The organism is Plantactinospora sp. BC1, assembly GCF_003030345.1.
Lineage (GTDB): Bacteria > Actinomycetota > Actinomycetes > Mycobacteriales > Micromonosporaceae > Plantactinospora.
This window is the reverse complement of sequence record NZ_CP028158.1, coordinates 3,976,449-3,994,140: the sequence shown is the minus strand read 5'-3', so window position 1 is coordinate 3,994,140 and position 17,692 is coordinate 3,976,449. Positions and strand designations below refer to the sequence as shown.

General features: G+C 72.7%; 16 protein-coding genes. 9 read left to right on the top strand and 7 right to left on the bottom strand.

What is annotated here, in order from left to right; all coding sequences use genetic code 11:
- Positions 1-55: 55 nt before the first annotated feature.
- Positions 56-2,725, top strand: coding sequence for a helix-turn-helix domain-containing protein (locus tag C6361_RS17345; RefSeq protein WP_107268354.1), 2,670 nt, complete (start codon positions 56-58; stop codon positions 2,723-2,725).
- A 288-nt stretch (positions 2,726-3,013) separates the two neighbouring features.
- Here C6361_RS17345 and C6361_RS17340 read toward each other — a convergent pair whose 3' ends face one another.
- Positions 3,014-3,463, bottom strand: a complete 450-nt coding sequence (locus C6361_RS17340; RefSeq protein ID WP_369931436.1) for a MarR family winged helix-turn-helix transcriptional regulator — start codon at positions 3,461-3,463, stop codon at positions 3,014-3,016.
- Positions 3,464-3,614: 151 nt separating this feature from the next.
- Here C6361_RS17340 and C6361_RS17335 point away from each other — a divergent pair, with 151 nt between their 5' ends.
- The gene (locus tag C6361_RS17335; RefSeq protein WP_107263191.1) at positions 3,615-4,199 is read left to right on the top strand and encodes a YceI family protein; all 585 of its coding nucleotides are present in this window, start codon (positions 3,615-3,617) and stop codon (positions 4,197-4,199) included.
- Between the two features lie 281 nt (positions 4,200-4,480).
- A complete protein-coding gene (locus C6361_RS17330; protein WP_107263190.1) occupies positions 4,481-5,959 on the top strand; it encodes a glutamate-cysteine ligase family protein in 1,479 nt (492 codons plus the stop codon).
- Between the two features lie 139 nt (positions 5,960-6,098).
- Here C6361_RS17330 and C6361_RS17325 read toward each other — a convergent pair whose 3' ends face one another.
- Positions 6,099-7,514: a hypothetical protein gene (locus C6361_RS17325; protein WP_199853379.1), complete on the bottom strand. Its 1,416-nt coding sequence runs from the start codon at positions 7,512-7,514 to the stop codon at positions 6,099-6,101.
- Between the two features lie 186 nt (positions 7,515-7,700).
- Between C6361_RS17325 and C6361_RS17320 the strand changes: the two genes are divergently transcribed.
- Together C6361_RS17320 and C6361_RS17315 are read left to right on the top strand one after the other, a co-directional pair.
- The gene (locus tag C6361_RS17320) at positions 7,701-8,381 is read left to right on the top strand and encodes a PASTA domain-containing protein (protein WP_107268353.1); all 681 of its coding nucleotides are present in this window, start codon (positions 7,701-7,703) and stop codon (positions 8,379-8,381) included.
- A 376-nt stretch (positions 8,382-8,757) separates the two neighbouring features.
- A complete protein-coding gene (locus C6361_RS17315; RefSeq protein ID WP_107268352.1) occupies positions 8,758-9,339 on the top strand; it encodes a PASTA domain-containing protein in 582 nt (193 codons plus the stop codon).
- Positions 9,340-9,458: 119 nt separating this feature from the next.
- On the opposite strand, the gene C6361_RS17310 is transcribed toward C6361_RS17315, so the two are convergent.
- Both C6361_RS17310 and C6361_RS17305 read right to left on the bottom strand, forming a co-directional pair.
- Positions 9,459-10,034 (bottom strand): hypothetical protein, encoded by a 576-nt coding sequence (locus C6361_RS17310; RefSeq protein ID WP_159079365.1) that lies wholly within the window; start codon positions 10,032-10,034, stop codon positions 9,459-9,461.
- A 116-nt stretch (positions 10,035-10,150) separates the two neighbouring features.
- Positions 10,151-10,453, bottom strand: a complete 303-nt coding sequence (locus tag C6361_RS17305) for a hypothetical protein (protein ID WP_107268350.1) — start codon at positions 10,451-10,453, stop codon at positions 10,151-10,153.
- A gap of 581 nt (positions 10,454-11,034) precedes the next feature.
- Between C6361_RS17305 and C6361_RS17300 the strand changes: the two genes are divergently transcribed.
- From C6361_RS17300 to C6361_RS17290, 3 genes are all read left to right on the top strand, one after another.
- Entirely contained in the window at positions 11,035-11,916 is an 882-nt protein-coding gene (locus tag C6361_RS17300) for a helix-turn-helix transcriptional regulator (protein ID WP_107263184.1), read from the top strand.
- Complete coding sequence (locus C6361_RS17295) at positions 11,886-12,107, top strand: DUF397 domain-containing protein (protein WP_101368887.1); 222 nt, start codon at positions 11,886-11,888, stop codon at positions 12,105-12,107. Before C6361_RS17300 ends, C6361_RS17295 begins: the two co-directional genes overlap by 31 nt.
- A gap of 208 nt (positions 12,108-12,315) precedes the next feature.
- On the top strand, positions 12,316-12,759 hold the full coding sequence (locus C6361_RS17290; RefSeq protein WP_107268349.1) for a hypothetical protein: 444 nt from the start codon (positions 12,316-12,318) through the stop codon (positions 12,757-12,759).
- Here C6361_RS17290 and C6361_RS17285 read toward each other — a convergent pair.
- Entirely contained in the window at positions 12,727-13,326 is a 600-nt protein-coding gene (locus C6361_RS17285) for a hypothetical protein (protein ID WP_107268348.1), read from the bottom strand. The two genes, C6361_RS17290 and C6361_RS17285, sit on opposite strands and share 33 nt — an antisense overlap.
- Before the next feature lie 247 nt (positions 13,327-13,573).
- On the opposite strand from C6361_RS17285, the gene C6361_RS17280 reads away from it, so the two are divergent.
- Positions 13,574-15,442 (top strand): S8 family peptidase, encoded by a 1,869-nt coding sequence (locus tag C6361_RS17280; protein WP_107268347.1) that lies wholly within the window; start codon positions 13,574-13,576, stop codon positions 15,440-15,442.
- Positions 15,443-15,509: 67 nt separating this feature from the next.
- Here the strand turns inward: C6361_RS17280 and C6361_RS17275 are convergent, their stop codons facing one another.
- The gene (locus C6361_RS17275) at positions 15,510-16,289 is read right to left on the bottom strand and encodes a 3-ketoacyl-ACP reductase (protein ID WP_107268346.1); all 780 of its coding nucleotides are present in this window, start codon (positions 16,287-16,289) and stop codon (positions 15,510-15,512) included.
- Positions 16,286-17,686, bottom strand: coding sequence for a hypothetical protein (locus tag C6361_RS17270; protein ID WP_199853378.1), 1,401 nt, complete (start codon positions 17,684-17,686; stop codon positions 16,286-16,288). Before C6361_RS17270 ends, C6361_RS17275 begins: the two co-directional genes overlap by 4 nt.
- Positions 17,687-17,692 lie beyond the last annotated feature (6 nt).

Below are 17,692 nucleotides of genomic sequence, written 5' to 3'. Positions count from 1 at the left end.
GGTAGCGCGACGTATCTCTGCCGGGGCCGTACCGGGCTGCGTAGTCTTCCTGCCCATGACTCCGGATCATGGCGCTGACCGGGTTCCGGGTGGCTTCGCCGAGTTGCTCCGTCGGCGCCGGCTGGCGGCCGGGCTGACCCAGGCCGAACTCGCCGAACGGGCCGCCGTCGGGATCCGTACAGTCCGTGACCTCGAACGGGGCCGGGCGTCGCGTCCACAGCGGACGACGGTCGAGCTGCTCGCGGCCGCGCTCGGTCTGGCCGGTCAGGACCGGGCCGACTTCGTCGCGCTCTCCCGGGGCCAGGCCGGTCCGGCGGTGGAGGCGGGCGGCGAGGCACCGGCTCCGCCGTCCCGGCGCTGGCCGCCGCGCGGCTTCGGGCTCCCCGAGCCGGGTGAGCTGATCGGTCGGGACCGGGACGTCGCCGACCTGGCCGCGATGCTGACCGAGCAGCCACCGGTGGCGCGCGGCGTGGTCAGCCTGGTCGGTCTCGCCGGAGTCGGCAAGACCGGGCTGGCCCTCAAGGTGGCCCGGGAGGTGGCCGACGACTTTCCCGGCGGCACCAGCGGGATCGTGATGATCGAGGGTTCCACCGAGGGCGACGTCCTGTCGGTCGTCGCCACCGTCTTCGGCGTCGGCCGGGCCAGCGACCTCGCCGGCCGGTTCTCGGACACGCCGTCGCTGCTGCTGGTGGACGCCGTGGAGCGGGCTCCCGGTGCGGCCGCCGAGGCGCTGAACCGGCTCGCCGAGATCGCGCCGACGCTGCGGGTGCTGACCACCGGACGGCACCCGGTGGGGCTCTCCGGCGAGCGGGTCCGGCCGGTCACCCCGCTGGAGGTGCCGCCCGCCGACGTACCGGCCGACCTCGCGGTGGTGGCCGACTATCCGGCCGTCGCGCTGCTGCTCGCCCGGCTGCGTCAGATCGGCCGCGAGCCGCCGCAGCCCGACGAGGTGGTCGCGCTGGTCGAGCTGGTACGCCGGCTCGGCGGGCTGCCCCTCGCCATCGAACTGGCCGCTGCGCACGGCCGGGTGCTCAACCTCAACGAGCTGCTCGACCGGTACGGCAACCGCCTGCTCGACCTCGGCCGGCCGCCGGTGGGTCGGGAGGCGGTGGTGACCCTGCGCGACACGGTGGCCGCGAGCTACCGGCTGCTCGACGCCGACGAGCGCGCCGCCCTGCGCCGCCTCTCGGTGCTGCGCAACCGCTGGTCCGTGGAGCTGGCCGAGGCGATGCTCGCCCCCGACCCGGTACCGGCCGAGGACCCGACCCCGCCCGGTGGACCGGGGTTCGCCGAGGGCGGCGACGCACCGTCCGGTGCCGAGGATGCCGGGGGTGCCGGTGCCGGTGACGAGCGGAGCGGCCCGGTCGATCCGGTACGTCTCCTGGACCGGCTGCTGGCGCACGGGCTGATCAACTCACGGGGTACCGGACCGCTGCGGTTCCGGGTACTGGACGTGGTGCGGGACTTCGCCGCCGAGCGGGCCACCGCCAACGGTGAACTCGCCGCGATCCGCCGACGGCACGCCTCGGTCTTCGCCGCGCTGGCCGCCCGGGTCGCGCCGGACCTGGCCGGTGCCCGGCTCGTCGAGGCGGTCGGCCGGCTCGACGAGGTCGCCGGTGACCTCTGGACCGCGCTGGCGTACTCGGCGAACGACGATCCGCACACCGCGCTGCGGCTGGCCGGCAACCTGGCCCGCTGGTGGCGCTACCGGGGACGGGACGTCGCCGGCCGGCAGTGGCTGCGCCGGCTGCTGGACGATCCGCGTACCGGTGACGCCGACCCGGCGGCCCGGGCGTGGGCGGAGGTCGGTGTGGCGCAGCTCGCCCAGGAGCACGGCGCCGGGCCGCAGGAGCTGCCGGCTGCCGAGGCGGCGGTGGCGACGTTCCAGCGGTTGTCCGACGTATCCGGTGAACTGGCGGCCCGGAACGTGCTCTGTGGACTCTGGACCGCGATCGGCGGCCACGACGAGGCGCGCCGGCACGGCGAGGCGGCTCTGGAGCTGGCCACCCGTGCCGGACGGATCCGGGACATGGCGGTGGCGCAGAACAACCTGACCTGGCACGAGATCAGGGTCGGCGACCTCGCGGCCGCCCGACGCCGGCTGGCGGCGGTGGACCGGCTCGCCGGGGAGTGCGGCGAGGAGCGGCTCCGGGTGCTCGCCCGGGCGAACCTGGCCGAGGCGGCCCGCCTGGAGGGCCGGTACGCGGACGCGGTCCGGCACGGTCGGCAGGTGGTGGCCGCGCCGGCCGACCTCGGCGACCCCGGACACCGTCGGCGGGCGCTCGGTACGGTCGGTCTGGCGCTCGCCCAGGACGGGCGGATCGACGAGGCGACGGCGGTACTCGCCGAGTTGCGGGCCCGGAAGTCGGTCGACGGTGCCGGTCCGGCCGAGTTGGAGTCCGGACGCTCCCCTCGGGCGGACGAGGTGCCGCCCCGGGACGACGGGATCTGCGCGCTGATCGAGGCCAGCCTGGCGATGTGGCGGGGTGACCGGGAGTGGGCCGCCGAGTGGTACGCGGCGGCCGTACGCGCCTGCGAGGGTTCCCGTGACCTGCGGGACGTGGCCGAGGCGCTGGTCGGGCTGGTGGCGAGCACCGACGAGCCGGCAGCGCGGGCGGCGGCGGTACGGCGTCTCGACCAGGTCTGCCGGGAGGGCGCCATCGTCCTGCTGCCCCGGGAGCGGGCGCTGGTCGACGCGGCGGGCGTGGACCCGGCGGAGAGTTGACCGGGTGGTGGCCTCGGGGATTCCGTCACCTTGGGGCCGTGGCGCGAGCGGGACAGCCCCCCGACAGAGCCCTCACTGATCCCCGCTCGCGCCACGTCCCCAGAGCCCCCCGGCTGCCTGAAGATTAACCAGGCTCCGGTGCCCGTTTTTTCTTATTAACGCATGACGTGCCGATATGCGGCTGACTTCTGCCGGTCTTTCTGCCGGTGGTCCCCGGAGGTATCGCTCGTCCGCTCCTGAGGTGATAATCAGGATCCGTGGCGATTGTTGGCACTCCGTGTCTGGAGATCAACAGCCGGTGGTCGCCCCGGCGGTCGCGCCCAGACTGCCGGCGGTGGCGCCGGGATGGACCGCGTCCCGGACGATCCGCAGCGAGTCGAGCAGGTTCTCCAGCCGGGCCGGTTCGAGCTGTCCGATGAACCAGTCCTGGATCAGTTGGATGTGGCCGGGCAGCGTCTCCTCGAGTCGCGCCATGCCGGACTCCGTCACCACCGCGTACGCGCTGCGTCGGTCGGAGGGGCAGGCGCGGCGGCAGAGCAGGCCGTCCCGCTCCATCCGGTCGACGACCCGGGTCACGCCGCTGGTGGAGAGCGAGGTCTGCGCGGCGAGGTCGGTCATCCGGAGTTGGTGCTCGGGCGACCGGGCCAGCCGCATCAGGACCTCGAACTCGACCGTCGACAGCCCGTGCTCCTCGAACTGGGCGGCGAATCTCCCAGCGAGCCCCGCGTACACCTCCATGACGAGGCCGACCGCGGTGATCCGGGCGTCGTCGTACAGGTTCTTGGTCACGCTGCCATCGTAGCAGTGATTGACACGGGGAATATTGCTATGTCTATAGTTGCTGAGTCAGTCATCGGTCACACAACCTATCTCCTGGGAAGGCATCACCATGACCAGCAGCGCCGAGTCCGCCACCACCCGTACGTGGGAAGGGCTGACGATCCCCACCGCCGGCACCTACCTGCTCGACCAGGCGCACAAGCGCGTCGGGTTCGTGGCCCGGCACATGATGGTGAGCAAGGTCCGCGGTCAGTTCCGCGAGGCGGAGGCGACGATCACCGTCGCGGAGAACCCGCTGGAGTCCGCGGTGACCGCGACCATCCAGGCCGCCAGCATCGACACCGGCGCCGATGACCGCGACAACCACCTGCGCAGCGGCGACTTCCTGGAGTCGGAGAAGTACCCGACCCTGGAGTTCCGCAGCACCGGGGTGAAGTCGCACAGCGGCAACGGGTTCGTGCTCGCCGGTGACCTCACGATCAAGGACGTCACCAAGCAGGTCGACCTGGAGGTCGAGTTCGAGGGTGCCGGCCGTAGCCCGTTCGGCCAGGACATCTTCGGCTTCACCGCGACCACCGAGATCGACCGCGAGGACTTCGGGCTGACCTGGAACGTCGCGCTGGAGACCGGCGGCGTACTGGTGGGCAAGAAGATCAAGATTGAGATCGAGGGCGAGGCCATCCGCCAGGCCTGACTTCCGTCGCCCGGCCACCCGCCGGGTCGGCACCAGGACGCCCCGGTCACCGATCACATGGTGACCGGGGCGCCTCGCTGGGTAATGCTCCCGATGGAAAGAGCAGCTCGATCGTGTGCGATCGTGGACGCGGCGCCGTTGCCCGCTCACCGAGGGGTCGGCGGGCGCCGTGACCGTGGCCGCGCGTGCGCGAGGCGCTCCCACGGTGATGATTGGAACACGCTTCCGCTGGGCAAGCCCCTCCGGATTGCGCGGACAGCGCCGCACGGCGGGAGGGGTCGATGGGCGAGGACGTGTCGGAGGTCCCCTTCACCCGGGAGGACCGGATCCGATACCGGCAGAAGGTACGCCGCTGTCTGGACGTCTTCGCGCTCATGCTGGACGACTTCGGCTTCGACGCCGACCGCCCGACCACCGGGCTGGAGATCGAACTGAACCTGGTGGACGCGGACGCCGAGCCGGCGATGCGCAACGCGGAAGTGCTGGACAACCTCGCCGACCCCAGCTTCCAGACCGAGCTGGGCCAGTTCAACCTGGAACTCAACGCCCGGCCCCGGCTGATCGAGGGCGCCGGCTTCGCCGACTACGAGCAGGACCTGCGGGCCAGCCTCGGCCGGGCGGAGGAACTGGCGGTCAAGTCCGACGCCAACATCATCCTGATCGGTATCCTCCCCACCCTCACCCCCCGGCACCTGGTCCGCGACAACCTCTCCAGCAACGAGCGCTACCAGGTGCTCAACGACCAGATCGTCGCCGCCCGGGGCGAGGACATCGAGCTGGACATCCGGGGCGTCGAACGGTTGCAGACCCACACCGACTCGATCGTCTCCGAGGCCGCCTGCACCAGTCTGCAGTTCCACCTCCAGGTCGCACCGGACAGCTTCGCCGACTACTGGAACGCCTCCCAGGCCATCGCCGGGGTGCAGGTCGCGCTCGGCGCCAACTCGCCGTTCCTGCACGGCCGGCAGCTCTGGGCCGAAACCCGGGTCGCCCTCTTCGAACAGGCCACCGACACCCGCCCGGACGAGCTGAAAGCCCAGGGGGTACGCCCACGGGTCTGGTTCGGCGAGCGGTGGATCACCTCGATCTTCGACCTCTTCGAGGAGAACGTCCGGTACTTCCCGCCGCTGCTGCCGATCTGCGACGACGAGGACCCGGTCGAGGTACTGCACAACGGCGGCATCCCCCGCCTCTCCGAGCTGCGGCTGCACAACGGCACCGTCTACCGGTGGAACCGGCCGGTCTACGACATCATGAACGGCCGCCCGCACCTGCGGGTGGAGAACCGGGTACTCCCGGCCGGCCCGACCGTGGTCGACATGCTGGCCAACGCCGCCTTCTACTTCGGGCTCGCCCGTGACCTGGCCGAGGGCGACCGGCCGCTCTGGAGCCAGCTCACCTTCAGCGCCGCGGAGGAGAACTTCCACGCCGCCGCCCGGCGGGGCATCGACGCCGCCGTCACCTGGCCCCGGCTCGGCGAGGTGAAGGTGACCGAGCTGGTCCTCGACGTACTGCTGCCGAGGGCGGCGGCCGGGCTGGACCGGTTCGGGGTCGGTGCCGACCACCGGGACCGGCTGCTCGGCATCATCGAGCAGCGCTGCCGTACCCGCCGCAACGGCGCGGTGTGGCAGGTCGAGGCGGTGCAGGCCGCCGAACGCGGTCGGGGGATGAACCGGTCCGAGGCCCTGCACCACATGCTGCGCCGGTACGGCGAACTCCAGCGGACCGACCAGCCCGTGCACACCTGGCCGGTCGACTGACCGCACCCGTCGACGGGAGCGGCCACGGTCGGCGGGAGCCGTGTCCAGCGCCGGAGTCCGGAACACCGGCCGCTCGTCCAGCACCGCGTCGGCGGTGGCTCTCCTCGGCTTGGAGCGTCGGACGAGCGAGCGCCCGCGCTCAGCGGAAGCGGCGGCCGAGGCGGCCGAGCCGGCCCTTCGCACCGCCCTCGGCGGACTGCTCGGACTGCTCGGCCGGCTCCTCCGACTCGGTGGATCCGTTCGAGGCCGCGGTGTCGGCGTTGGCGGCTGCCGGGGTCGAATCGCCGCCGGTGGCGGTGTCGGACTCGTCACCGCCGCGCGGCGTCGCGCGGGTCGGCTGGGCGGGCAGCCGCCCGGACCGGCCGCGCTTGCCCGCCGACTCGCTCTCCGCCGGTCCGCTCTCCGTCGGTCCGCCGCTCGTCTGTCCGCTGGCCAGGTCGGCGGTCCGGTCCGGGTCTCGGGACGTGTCGGTGTCGGCGATCCGGTCGGGGGTGTCGGTCGGTCGCGCTCGGTGCCGGACACCGGTTGCCGAGCCGCCGGTCTCGGCCGGTCGCGCCGCCGGGCCGCGGTCGGTCGGCCGCGCCTCCGGCCCGGTACCGGAGGAGTGCGGTGCGGTACCCGGTTCCGGGGTCTCGGCCTGCCGGGCCATCGTCTCCGCGCGCTGCGCCAGCGCCGCCACCAGCGCCGACCCGGCGAGACCGGCAACCACCGCGTACGGCGCCATCAGGTGCGCCGACACCTGCTCGGGACGGATGCCCACCAGCCGGGGCGCGGCGAGGAAGTAGGCGACCGCCACCAGCAACGGCCCACTGATCCCCGAGACGGCGGCACCGACCCGGGTCGCCGGCCGGCGTGCCGCCGAGCGGGCGGCGAGCGCGCCGATCAGCAGCGCGGAACCGAGGGAGAGGGCGGCACCGGGCCAGTAGAAGTACTCGCGGAACCAGAAGCGCTCGCCGTCGGAGGTCAACTGCCACACCCCGAGCTGCGCGGCGGAGAGCCCGCGCCCGGAGAGTACGCCGTCGACGACCGAGATCACCGCGAGCGCCCAGAGCCAGCAGACCGTACCGAGCACGTTGCTGGCGACGGCCGGTGACGAGATCGCCCAGATCGCCGCCACCAGCCCGAGCAGTACGCCGAGGATGGCGTAGCCGGCCGCGACGGTCTGCGGGGCGGAGGTGTCGACCCGGACCGCCGCCCGGGCGGGCACGGCGACCAGTACCACGGTCACCAGCGCGCCGATCGCGCTGGAGACGGCGAGCGCGGCCCGCCAGAGCAGGGTGGCCAGGGTCGGCGGCGGATCGCCGGCACGCCCGGTGGATCGCCGGCCGCCCCCGCCGAGCCGGTGCGCGCAGACCGCGCCGGCCACGGTCGAGGTGGCGGCTATCCAGGCGGCCCAGGTGAGGCTGGCCACCCAGGCCGCCTCGGCGCTGGCGCCGGCCGCCGGCACCCAGGCGATGATGCCGAGCCCGTAGCCGAAGCCCAGTTGAGCGGCGCCGGCGCCGGCGGCCACGCCGACCGCCGTCGCGACGGATCCTCCCCAGCCTCGTGCGGCCATGCGGGGCAGCGTAGCGTCCATCCGACGCCGGGGGCGAGCCGTCAACCGGGGGGAGCCGTCCCGACACGAACCGTGGCCGGTTGCGCTCCGAGGGCCGGGCCACCGATGCTGTCGGGCACACACGTGCACCGGGCGGACGGAACAACGGCGTGGCTTTCGTACGCCGGATGGTGAGGCAGGGTCGGCATGACGGATGAGGCTGTGGCGGGACACCCGGACCAGGGCGGCGGTCCCTCGAACCGGACGGGCCTGTTCGCGGGCGCGGCGGTCGGGCTGGTCGTCTGTGCCGTCGTCGGTGCCCTCGGCGGCTACCTGCTGGCCGGCGACGGCGGTGAGCGGGAGGGGCCGTACGACGCCGGGGCCACCACCACCCCGACGGTGGAGGCCACGAGCAAATCGCCACGGAGTACGCCGAGCCGGACCCCGAGCCGTCGACCGAGCAGCACGCCGCCGCCGATCGGCCAGATGATCCTGCCGGACGTGGTCGGCGACGACTTCCAGAAGGCCCGGGAGCAGTTGCGCGGACTCGGCCTCGGGGTGCAGTTCGTCTTCGGCAGGGTCGGTGACGACCCCACTGTCGCCAGTACCAACCCGAGGGGCGGTACGGCGGTGAAGCGGGGCATCACCGTACGGGTCACCGTGGTCGGTGCGGCACCGGAGGTGGTGGTGCCCGCGCTCGTCGGCGAGTCCTGCAAGCAGGCGGCCCGGCGGCTCGTCGACGACGGCCTCTATCCGAACTATCCGACCGGCGAGCGGGGCGAGGTGCGCAGCCAGGAGCCGCCCGGCGGGACGGTGCTGCACTGGAACGAGCGGGTCCGGCTCTACTGTTCCGACGGTCCCGCGCCGGGCGGGACGCCGACGCCATAGCCCGCAGACGCGGCGCCGATCGGGCAGACACGCCCGGACTCGCGACGATGGCCGCGGCACGTCCCGCCGGATAGGTTTGAGGCGGTTCGCCCGGTCCCATCCGATGGCGAGAGGACGTGGCATGGCCGACGATCCGCGGCAGCCTCCGGACGACCGGGGTGTGGACGGAGACCGGGGCGTACCCGATGACGGGCCGAGGGCCGGCGACCCCGCTCCGCCCACGGCAGCCGGTCCGCCCACGGCGGCCGGTCCGCCGACGGCCGCTGGTCCGCCCACAGCACCGGGTCCGCGCACGGCGGCCGGTGCGGGCCGGGACGATGCCACCCGGGTCGCCGGGAGTCACCGGCAACCCGGCGCACCGGATGCCACCAGGCCGATGCCGCCGCGCGAGCCGGCCTGGTCCGGCCGGGCCGGAGTGCCGCCCCCGGGCTCGCCCCCGCCCCGGCAGCCGCAGCCCGACTGGGGCTACGGCCCGGAGGCGGACGACCGGCGCTGGTGGATGCCGATCCTGATCGGGACGGTGGCGCTGCTCCTGCTCGGCGCTCTGGTCGTCGCCGGCTGGGCGATCGTCGATGCGGGTCGGCGCGACACGCCCACCTCGCCGACACCGGTGGCGACCACCTCGGCGGCGCCGACCACGCCCGCGCCGACCACCGCCGCCACCACACCGAGCCCCACCCCGGCGGCCACCACCGGAGCGCCGGTGCCGCTGCCCCCGCTCGTCGGGCTCTCCCAGCAGGAGGCGGTGGCGGAACTGGAACGGTTGGGGCTGGTGGCCCGGATCGAGCCGCGTACCTCCGCCCGGCCGCCGGGGACGGTGCTGGACACCGAGCCGTCGACCGGTACCGAGGTGGAGCCGGGCAGCGAGGTCCTGCTGGTGGTCGCCGAGCCGCCGACCCCGCCGCCGAGCACCGAGCCCGGTCCGACCGGCCCGCCGCAGCCCACCCCGGAGGGCTGATCTCACCGTCCGGCACCGGCACGACTCGGGAACGGGTCTGCCGGGGCGGGGACCGGCGGGGGCCGGTGCCGGAGCGGGGCGGGACGGCGGAGTACCCGAACCCGGGCCGGGGCCGGCGGTCACCAGTACCGGCGTCTGGTGCCCACCATGACCAGCCCGACCGCGGAGATGACCAGGCCGAACAGGCCGGAGTACGCAAGCGAGCGCTGATAGCCCGGCGGCGGTCCGTCGGTGCGCGGCGCCGGGCCGGCCCGCTGTTCCCCGGTGCCGGCCGGTGACCGGTCCGGGCTCGTCGGCGTCGGGTAGCCCTCCCGGTCGTGCTCCGGTGCACCGGCCGGGTCGGTGGCCGGGTCGGGGATGTTGACGCCGTCCGGTTCCTCCCGGTCGCCCTGAGCCGGCAGCCGGTGCCAGGGCTGGAAGCGCCGCCCCGGCCAACCCCGTTCGGCGTCGGTGGGAGATGCGGGTACGGCCGCCGCGCCGTGTCCGGAGGGGTCGACGAGCCCCGGGTCGGGCTCGCTACCCCCCGCCTCGGCCGGCGACGTCGGGTTGGCGACCGGGTGTCGTACGGATGGTGGACGGCCACTGCCGGTGGCGCTCGCGCAGCCGGGCAGGCCGACCGTGATCAGGATCAGCAGCACGCTGACCCGCATGCTCCGACACGTCGTCCGGTGTCGGTCGGAGGTCTCAACTGCCATCGGCGGCTCCCAGGTTCGGGGCCCTCGACGACGTGCGGGTTGGTCAACCCTGGGGTGGATACGCCCAGTCTAGGGCGGTGCCCGGGGCTGTCGCCCGACCTTTGCCGCAGATCCCCTCAGCCGACCCGGACCCGCGCGGCCAGCGTGCTGGAGTTGGTCAGCGCGGGCCTGCGGGCCTGGGGATAGTTGTGCCGCCCGGCGTTGGTCTGGAGGTGTCGCAACCCGTTGATCTGCACGAATATCGACCGTCGCTCGACCGCGTCGCCGCTCGGGTTGAGTTCGTATCCGTCGAGCCAGACCCAGCCGTGGTAGGTCGGCCAGTCGTGCACCCGGATCACCCGGAAGTAGATGGGCTCGGCGAACTGGACGCTCGCCGCGCGGGTCACATGGAGCACGTCACCGGAGCGGGGAAGGGGCACATCAGCTCCTGTCCGACTGGCGCCGGGGGGCCGGCGAAAGTGGCGGGCGGGGGTCTGGTGGTGGGGCCTGACGCGGTCGTTCGGGCGCGCACCAGGGCCGGTCGGAGTGGGGCGTCGGCCGGGGCGATGTGTCGTTGCCATCACATCGCCCCGGCCGACACCTGTCGACTCCGGGACGCGCCAGCCGCCGTAGCGGCCCTGGCATACAGCGGCGGGGGCTCTTACCCCGGAGCGGGGCTTCTTGCCGTACCGCCGGCACGGCCGTCTCCACGGTCAGGCGAGAATGGGGGAGCATTGCGTCGCCTGACCAGAGGGGAACGCTGCGTAGCCCGAGCCATACGGACAGGGTGCATCAAGAACATGATCAATGCAAGTTGCAGTTTGCCCTTTGCTCCGGCATGGCGATAGTGGGTCGTACGGCGCTTGATGCGCCGCGCGTGGAACCGGCAGACTGGACCCGGTTTCGGCCCCTGTGGCCGACAGGGTCATCGCTCCATCCGCCGCGAATGATCCCCCGCCGATCGGCGGTCTCGAAGGCGCGGCGGTCCCGACTCTCTAATTGATCGTCCGGAGGTGACCCGGTGACCGAGCGCCGGAGCCCGACCATCCGCCGCCGTCGGCTCGGCGCCGAGCTGCGCCAGCGCCGGGAGAAGGCCGGAGTCACGATCGAGGCCGTCGCCGAGTTGCTGGAGTGCTCCGCGTCCAAGGTGTCCCGGATCGAGACCGGCCACACCACGGCCACCGTCCGGGACGTACGGGACATGCTCGGCATCTACGGCGTGACGGGCGCCGAGTGCGACGAGCTGATCCAGATCGCCCGGGAGGCCCGGCAGAAGGGCTGGTGGCATCCGTACAGCCCGGTGCTCGCCGGGGCGTACGTCGGGCTGGAGGCGGCGGCCGCCTCGATCCGGGCGTACGAGCAGCAGACCGTGCCGGGGCTGTTGCAGACCGAGGAGTACGCCCAGGCGATGATCCGGTCCGCCCGGCCGGACTGGGTCGCCGAGGAAGTCGACCAGCGGGTCCGTGTCCGGTTGGGTCGTCAGTCGTTACTTGACCCGGACGATCCGATCGATCTGTGGGTGGTGCTCGATGAGGCGGTGATCAGCCGGCCGGTGGGCGGCGACGCGGTCATGCGGGCCCAGTTGGAGCGGCTGGTAGAGGCCGCTGACCTACCGAACGTCACGCTCCAGGTCCTGCCGTTCGACGCCGGTGCGCACGCCGGCATGGACGGCACTTTCACCATCCTCGGCTTCCCGGAACCGGGTGATCCGGATGTGGTGTACGCCGAAAATGCCACGGGCGGGCTTTTTCTGGAGAAGCGGGATGAGCTGCAGAAATACATATTCATCTTCGATCATATCCGAGCGGCAGCCCTACGCCCGGAGGAGTCCGTCGCGCTGATTTCGAAGTTGGCAGAGGAGCCATTGTGGAAGTGGAGACAAAGGGGTACCGCGTCGACCTGAGCGGGGCAGCGTGGCACAAGAGTTCGCGTAGCGGACCCAATTGTGACAACTGCGTCGAGGTGGCCTTCGCGGGCGGCGCGATCGCGGTACGCGACTCGAAGAACCCGAGCGGGCCCGCCCTGATCTTCACGCCCGACGAGTGGGACGCGTTCGTCGGCGGTGCCAAGGACGGCGAATTCGACCTGACCTGACGGTCCCGGACAACCCAGCGCGGTCACCCGGCCAGCCCGCGAAGCTGCCCGGATGGCCGCGCTGGCCCGCGTCGGTGGAGCTTCCGGCCGGGCGGCGGGTCCGGCCGGCCGTCGCCGGTGACCGGCCGCGTCGTTGTACCAGACGGCGAGAGTCGGCATGACCGGCCGCCGCAGGGGGTTCGCAAACCGAGCGAGGCAGGCGAGACGGATGACGATCGGGTCGGAGAATCTGGGCAACGGCACCGGCAAGCCGGAACGGTTCGGCGGCAAGTACCGGGGTGCCCGCCGGGACAGCGGCGCCACGGTGGAGGAGGCGCCGGTCGACACCGACCTCGGCCCGGCCGAGGGTGCCCCGGCGGATCGGGTCACCGATCTGGGTACCGGCCTGACGTCGGCGAGCCCGCCGGAGCGTACGCCGACGCTTCCGTCGCTGGACATGGGCGGCCTGACCGAGCCGGTCTTCCCGCCGGCCGGCTGGCCGGACGTGCCGCCGACCGAGCCGCTCGTCGACCATCCGCTACTGCGCGGACTGCTGCTGGAACTGCCGCCCAAGGGCAGCATCCCGAACTCGCTCTGGCTCGACCGCTGGTTCGAGGCCGCCCGGGCGATCCTGGAACTGCTATACGTGCAGGACGCCAGCCGTACGCGATGAGCGCGACCGTACGGTGACCGCCCGCTCCAGCAGGCGGCTGTGCCGCAGCGCGTGCCGTACCCCGATGGTGCCGACCGCGAGCACCGCCACGGTGAGCACCAGGCCGATCATCCCCGGGCTGGTCAGCGGCACCAGACCGGTGGCGGTGACCAGTGCCGGCAGCATGACCAGACCGGTCACCTGCACCGGCAGGGCGATCATCGGGTGCGCGGCGGCGGCGCGCAGCGCGGGCGGGGCCGGGGTCTCCGGCGCCGAGGCGAACGCGCCCGCGCCGCCCCAGAGCTGTCGCAGCCGGCGTACGGTCACCGCCGCGACGACCACCGCGGGCACCGCCGGCAGCGCGAGCCCGACCGAGGTCCGGTCGGCGAGCGTCGGCTCCGCCTGCACGAGCCCGGCCAGCAGTACCCCGGCCAGCCCGGCCAGGCCGGACCCGACCAGCCCGAGCAGCAGTCCGGTACGCCGGCGCAGCGGTCGCGCCGCCCGCAGCTGTGGCAGCCCCTCGACGACGAGACCGGCCGCCAGCCAGACGGCGGCGATCGCGAGCAGGATGACGAGGTCGGTGTCCATGCCAACAGCCTTGCCCGTTTTCCGTTTCGGCGAATCCGGGCCCGCCCCCACCGATTCCCGGAGAAGTCACCCGTAGGGGGCGCGGAGCCGGCGGTCCAGGCAACGACGGCCATCTTTCCGTTGAGATAGAACGTTCGGGATCTACTGTTCCGCAAGGCTTCTGACTAGTGTCAGCTCGATCGGTCGTGCTGACCCGCCACTCAACGGGGGCGGGCGGTCGTGCACCGATCGGAGGGGAGGAGGGGAGATGAGTCTCCCTCGTAGGTCCGTTGTCGTCGGAGTGTCCACTCTGGCCATGATTGCCGCTGCCGCCGTACCGGCCGTCGCGGCTCCACCGGAAGCGCCGGTCCGGGGTGTCGGCAGCGCGAACGCCGTCGCCGACAGCTACATCGTGGTGTTCAAGGACACCGCCGTCGCCCGGACCAACGTGTCGACGACGGCCCGGAGCCTGATCGGCAAGCACGGCGGCAAGGTCGGCCGCACCTACAGCGCCGCGCTGCGGGGCTTCGAGATCAGCGCCTCCGCGCAGGCCGCGCGGCGGATCGCCGCCGACCCGAGCGTGGCGTACGTCGAGCAGAACAAGACGTTCCAGGTCAGCGGTACGCAGCCGAACCCCCCGTCCTGGGGCCTCGACCGGACCGACCAGCGGAACCTGCCGCTGAACAGCTCGTACACGTACCCGAACACGGCGTCGAACGTGAACGCGTACGTCATCGACACCGGTATCCGGTTCAGCCACAACGACTTCGGCGGCCGGGCGGTGAGCGGGTACGACGCGATCGACGGCGGCACGGCCGACGACTGCCACGGGCACGGCACGCACGTCGCCGGTACGGTCGGCGGCACCTCGTACGGGGTGGCCAAGGCGGCCCGGATCTACGGCGTACGCGTGCTGAACTGCTCCGGCAACGGGACCACCGCCCAGGTGGTCGCCGGGATGGACTGGGTCACCGCGAACGCGGTACGCCCGGCGGTGGCCAACATGAGCCTCGGCGGCTCGGCGGACAGCGCGATCGACACCGCGGTCAACAACTCCATCAACGCCGGCATCACCTACGTGGTCGCGGCCGGCAACGGCAACACGCTCGGCGTGCGGCAGGACGCCTGCAACTACTCCCCGGCCCGGGTGCCGAACGCCATCACGGTCGGCGCCACCCAGAGCAACGACGCGGCGGCGAGCTTCTCCAACTACGGCACCTGCGTCGACATCCTGGCGCCGGGTGTCGGCATCACCTCCGCCTGGTACAACAGCAACACCGCGACCAACACCATCAGCGGTACCTCGATGGCGTCGCCGCACGTGGCCGGCGCGGCGGCGATGGTGCTCTCCACCAACCCGACCTGGTCGCCGCAGCAGGTCCGCGACTACCTGGTGAACAACTCGACCCCCAACGTGGTGACCAACGTGGGCACCGGCACCCCGAACCGGCTGCTCTACGTGGTCAACGAGGCGCCGGCCAACGACTTCTCGGTCTCGGTCTCGCCGGGCACCGGGTCGACGACGCCGGGCGGCTCGGTGTCGGCCACCGTCGCCACCGCCACCACGGCCGGCTCGGCGCAGTCGGTGACCTTCTCGGCGAGCGGCCTGCCGAGCGGCGCCACCGCCACGTTCAGCCCGGCCACGGTCACCTCGGGCGGCTCGGCCACGCTGACCATCGCCACCTCCGCCGCCACCCCGCCGGGGACGTACCAGCTGACCATCACCGGCAGCGGGACGTCGGCCACCCGGAGCACCCCGTTCACGCTGACGGTGACCGGTAGCAGCACCGGCTGCACGGCCAGCAACGCGGCCGACGTGGCCATCCCGGACACCAACGTCAACGTGACGAGCGGGATCACCATCTCCGGCTGCAACCGGAGCGCCTCCAACACCTCCACGGTGGCCGTGGAGATCGTGCACACCTACCGGGGTGACCTGGTCGTCGACCTGATCGCTCCGGACGGCAGCGGCTACCGGCTGAAGAACAGCAGCATCGTCGACGGTGCCGACAACGTGAACGCGACGTACACCGTCAACCTCTCCGCCGAGACCGCCAACGGTCTCTGGCGGTTGCAGGTGCGGGACGTCTACTCCGGGGACACCGGCTACATCAACGCCTGGACCCTGACCCTCTAGTGCGCTGACCCACCGCGAGCGGGCCCCCTCCCAGTCTGGGAGGGGGCCCGCTTCGTCGTCGGGGCGGCTAGAGGGTACGCAGGTGGAAACCGCCGTCCACGTCGATCACCTGGCCGGTGCTGAACGGCAGCAGGTCGGTGGCGACCGCCACGACGGCCCGGCCGACGTCGTCGGGCTGCCCCCAGCGCCGGATCGGGGTCAGGCCCTGGTTGAAGATCAGATCGTCGTACCGGGCCTTGACCGGGCCGGTCATGTCGGTCTCGATCACGCCGGGCCGGATCTCGTAGACGTTGATCCCGTGCTCGGCCAGCCGGGCGGCGTAGAGCTGGGCGGTCATCGCCAGTCCGGCCTTGGTGACGCAGTAGTCGCCCCGGTTCACGCTCGCCGTGTACGCGCTGATCGACGAGATCACCACGATCTTCGGCCGTTCCACCCGGCCGGCGGCCTGCTGCGCGATCATGGTGTTGGCGACGAGCTGGATCAGGAAGTACGGCCCCTTGAGGTTGATGTCGACCAGCCGGTCGAAGGACTCCTCCCCGGCCTCCAGCAGGTCCGCCCGGACGCTCGGCGCCACCCCGGCGTTGCTGACCAGCAGGTCGAGCCGGCCGAACGCCGCCGTCGTCTCGTCGACCAGGTGCCGCCGGTCCTCGGCCCGGGAGACGTCGGCCCGGACCAGGTGGGCCCGACCGCCCCGGGCCTCGACCTCCTTGCCGACCTCCGCCGCCGCGTCGGCGTTGCTGGCGTAGTTGACCACCACGTCGTAGCCGGCACCGGCCAGCGCCAGGACCACGCCGCGGCCGATCCCCCGCGACCCGCCGGTCACCACCGCCACCGGACGTCCGCTCACGCCGCCACCTCGCCGCGCACCGGGCCGAAGAAGGTGTAGTACGGCTCGTCCCGGGCGACCCGCTGGAGATAGAGGGCCAGCTCCCGGGCGTGGTAGTCGCCCCACATGCTCGACTCGCCGTTCGGCACCCGCTGCCCGGCCGGTACGTGGTCCCAGCCGTTCGGCCGGTGGTAGACCGAGTGCAGCAGCAGGCCCTGGTGCCGGGCGTCGGTGCTCAGGTACGGCTCGCCGAAGAGCGTGTCGGCGACGGTCAGCCCGGCCTGCCAGTACTTCCGGCCCTCCTCGGTCCGGCCGGCCCGCTCCAGATGGCGGCCGAGCCGGAGCAGCCCCTGCGCCCCGATCGCCGCCGCCGAGGAGTCCACCGGCTCGTGCGCGTTGTACGGGTCGGCCGGCCGGTCCAGGTAGTCGCCGAGCTGGACCAGGCCGGGTGCGCCGGTGTCCCAGTACGGCACGCCGTCGGTGGGGGTGTGCGCCAGGTAGAAGTCGCAGGTGGCGGTGGCGGCCCGCAGCATCGTCGCCTCGATCTCGGCCCGGCCGCCGTACGGGGCCAGCTCGTCGTCGGGCACGGTCGCGAGGAATTCGAGCTGCTCCGGGAAGCCGAGCATCGCCCAGGCCAGCCCCCGGGTCCAGGTGCTGAACGGCGAGTACCCCTGCTGGGTGCTGGGGCAGCGGTAGCTTCCGTCGTTCACGTTGAAGATCGACTCGTGCGCGGTCCGGCCGAGGATGTCGTAGCTGTCCCGGCCCTCGCCGTAGTAGACGTTCCACCGGGCGGTGTTCCCGGCGTGCTCGACCAGCCGGCGCAGCAGCGAGATCCGCTCGTCCCGCTCGCCCATCAGCACGTGCCCGAGCAGGTGTGACACGGCGAGCGCCCGGCAGGACCGGATGGTGTCGACGAAGAGCGACTGCGGCCCGTTGAACGAGTAGACGTAGCCGGTGCCGTCCGCCGTGGTACGCCAGCGGGCGGCCTGCACCGCGCCGGTCAGCTTGAGCGCCAGCTCGTAGAAGTCCCGCTCGGCGCGGTCGGCCGGGATCCGCCCCTCGTTCATCAGCCGCCACAGGTTCCCGTACGTGCTGACGTTGTTGAACCCGTGGTCGTGTACGCCGATGTGGCTGACGTGGCTGGCCATCACCGCCACGGTCTGCTCCCGGCCGGAGTCGAGGAACCGCCGCTCGCCGGTGGCGTCGAACTGGAGCAGCGCGGCGCCGTACTGGAAGCCCTGGGTCCACTCGGTCCAGCCCCGCGCGGTGTACTGCCCGTCGACGGTGAAGACCGGCGAGGCGGCGCCGGGCGGGCAGGTCTTCTCGATCGAGTCGATCTTCTGGGCGGAGGCCTCCCAGAGTCGTTCGATCTTGGGTAGCAGCGCGGACGGGGTAAGGCCCTGGTCGATCCTCATCATCGGCCC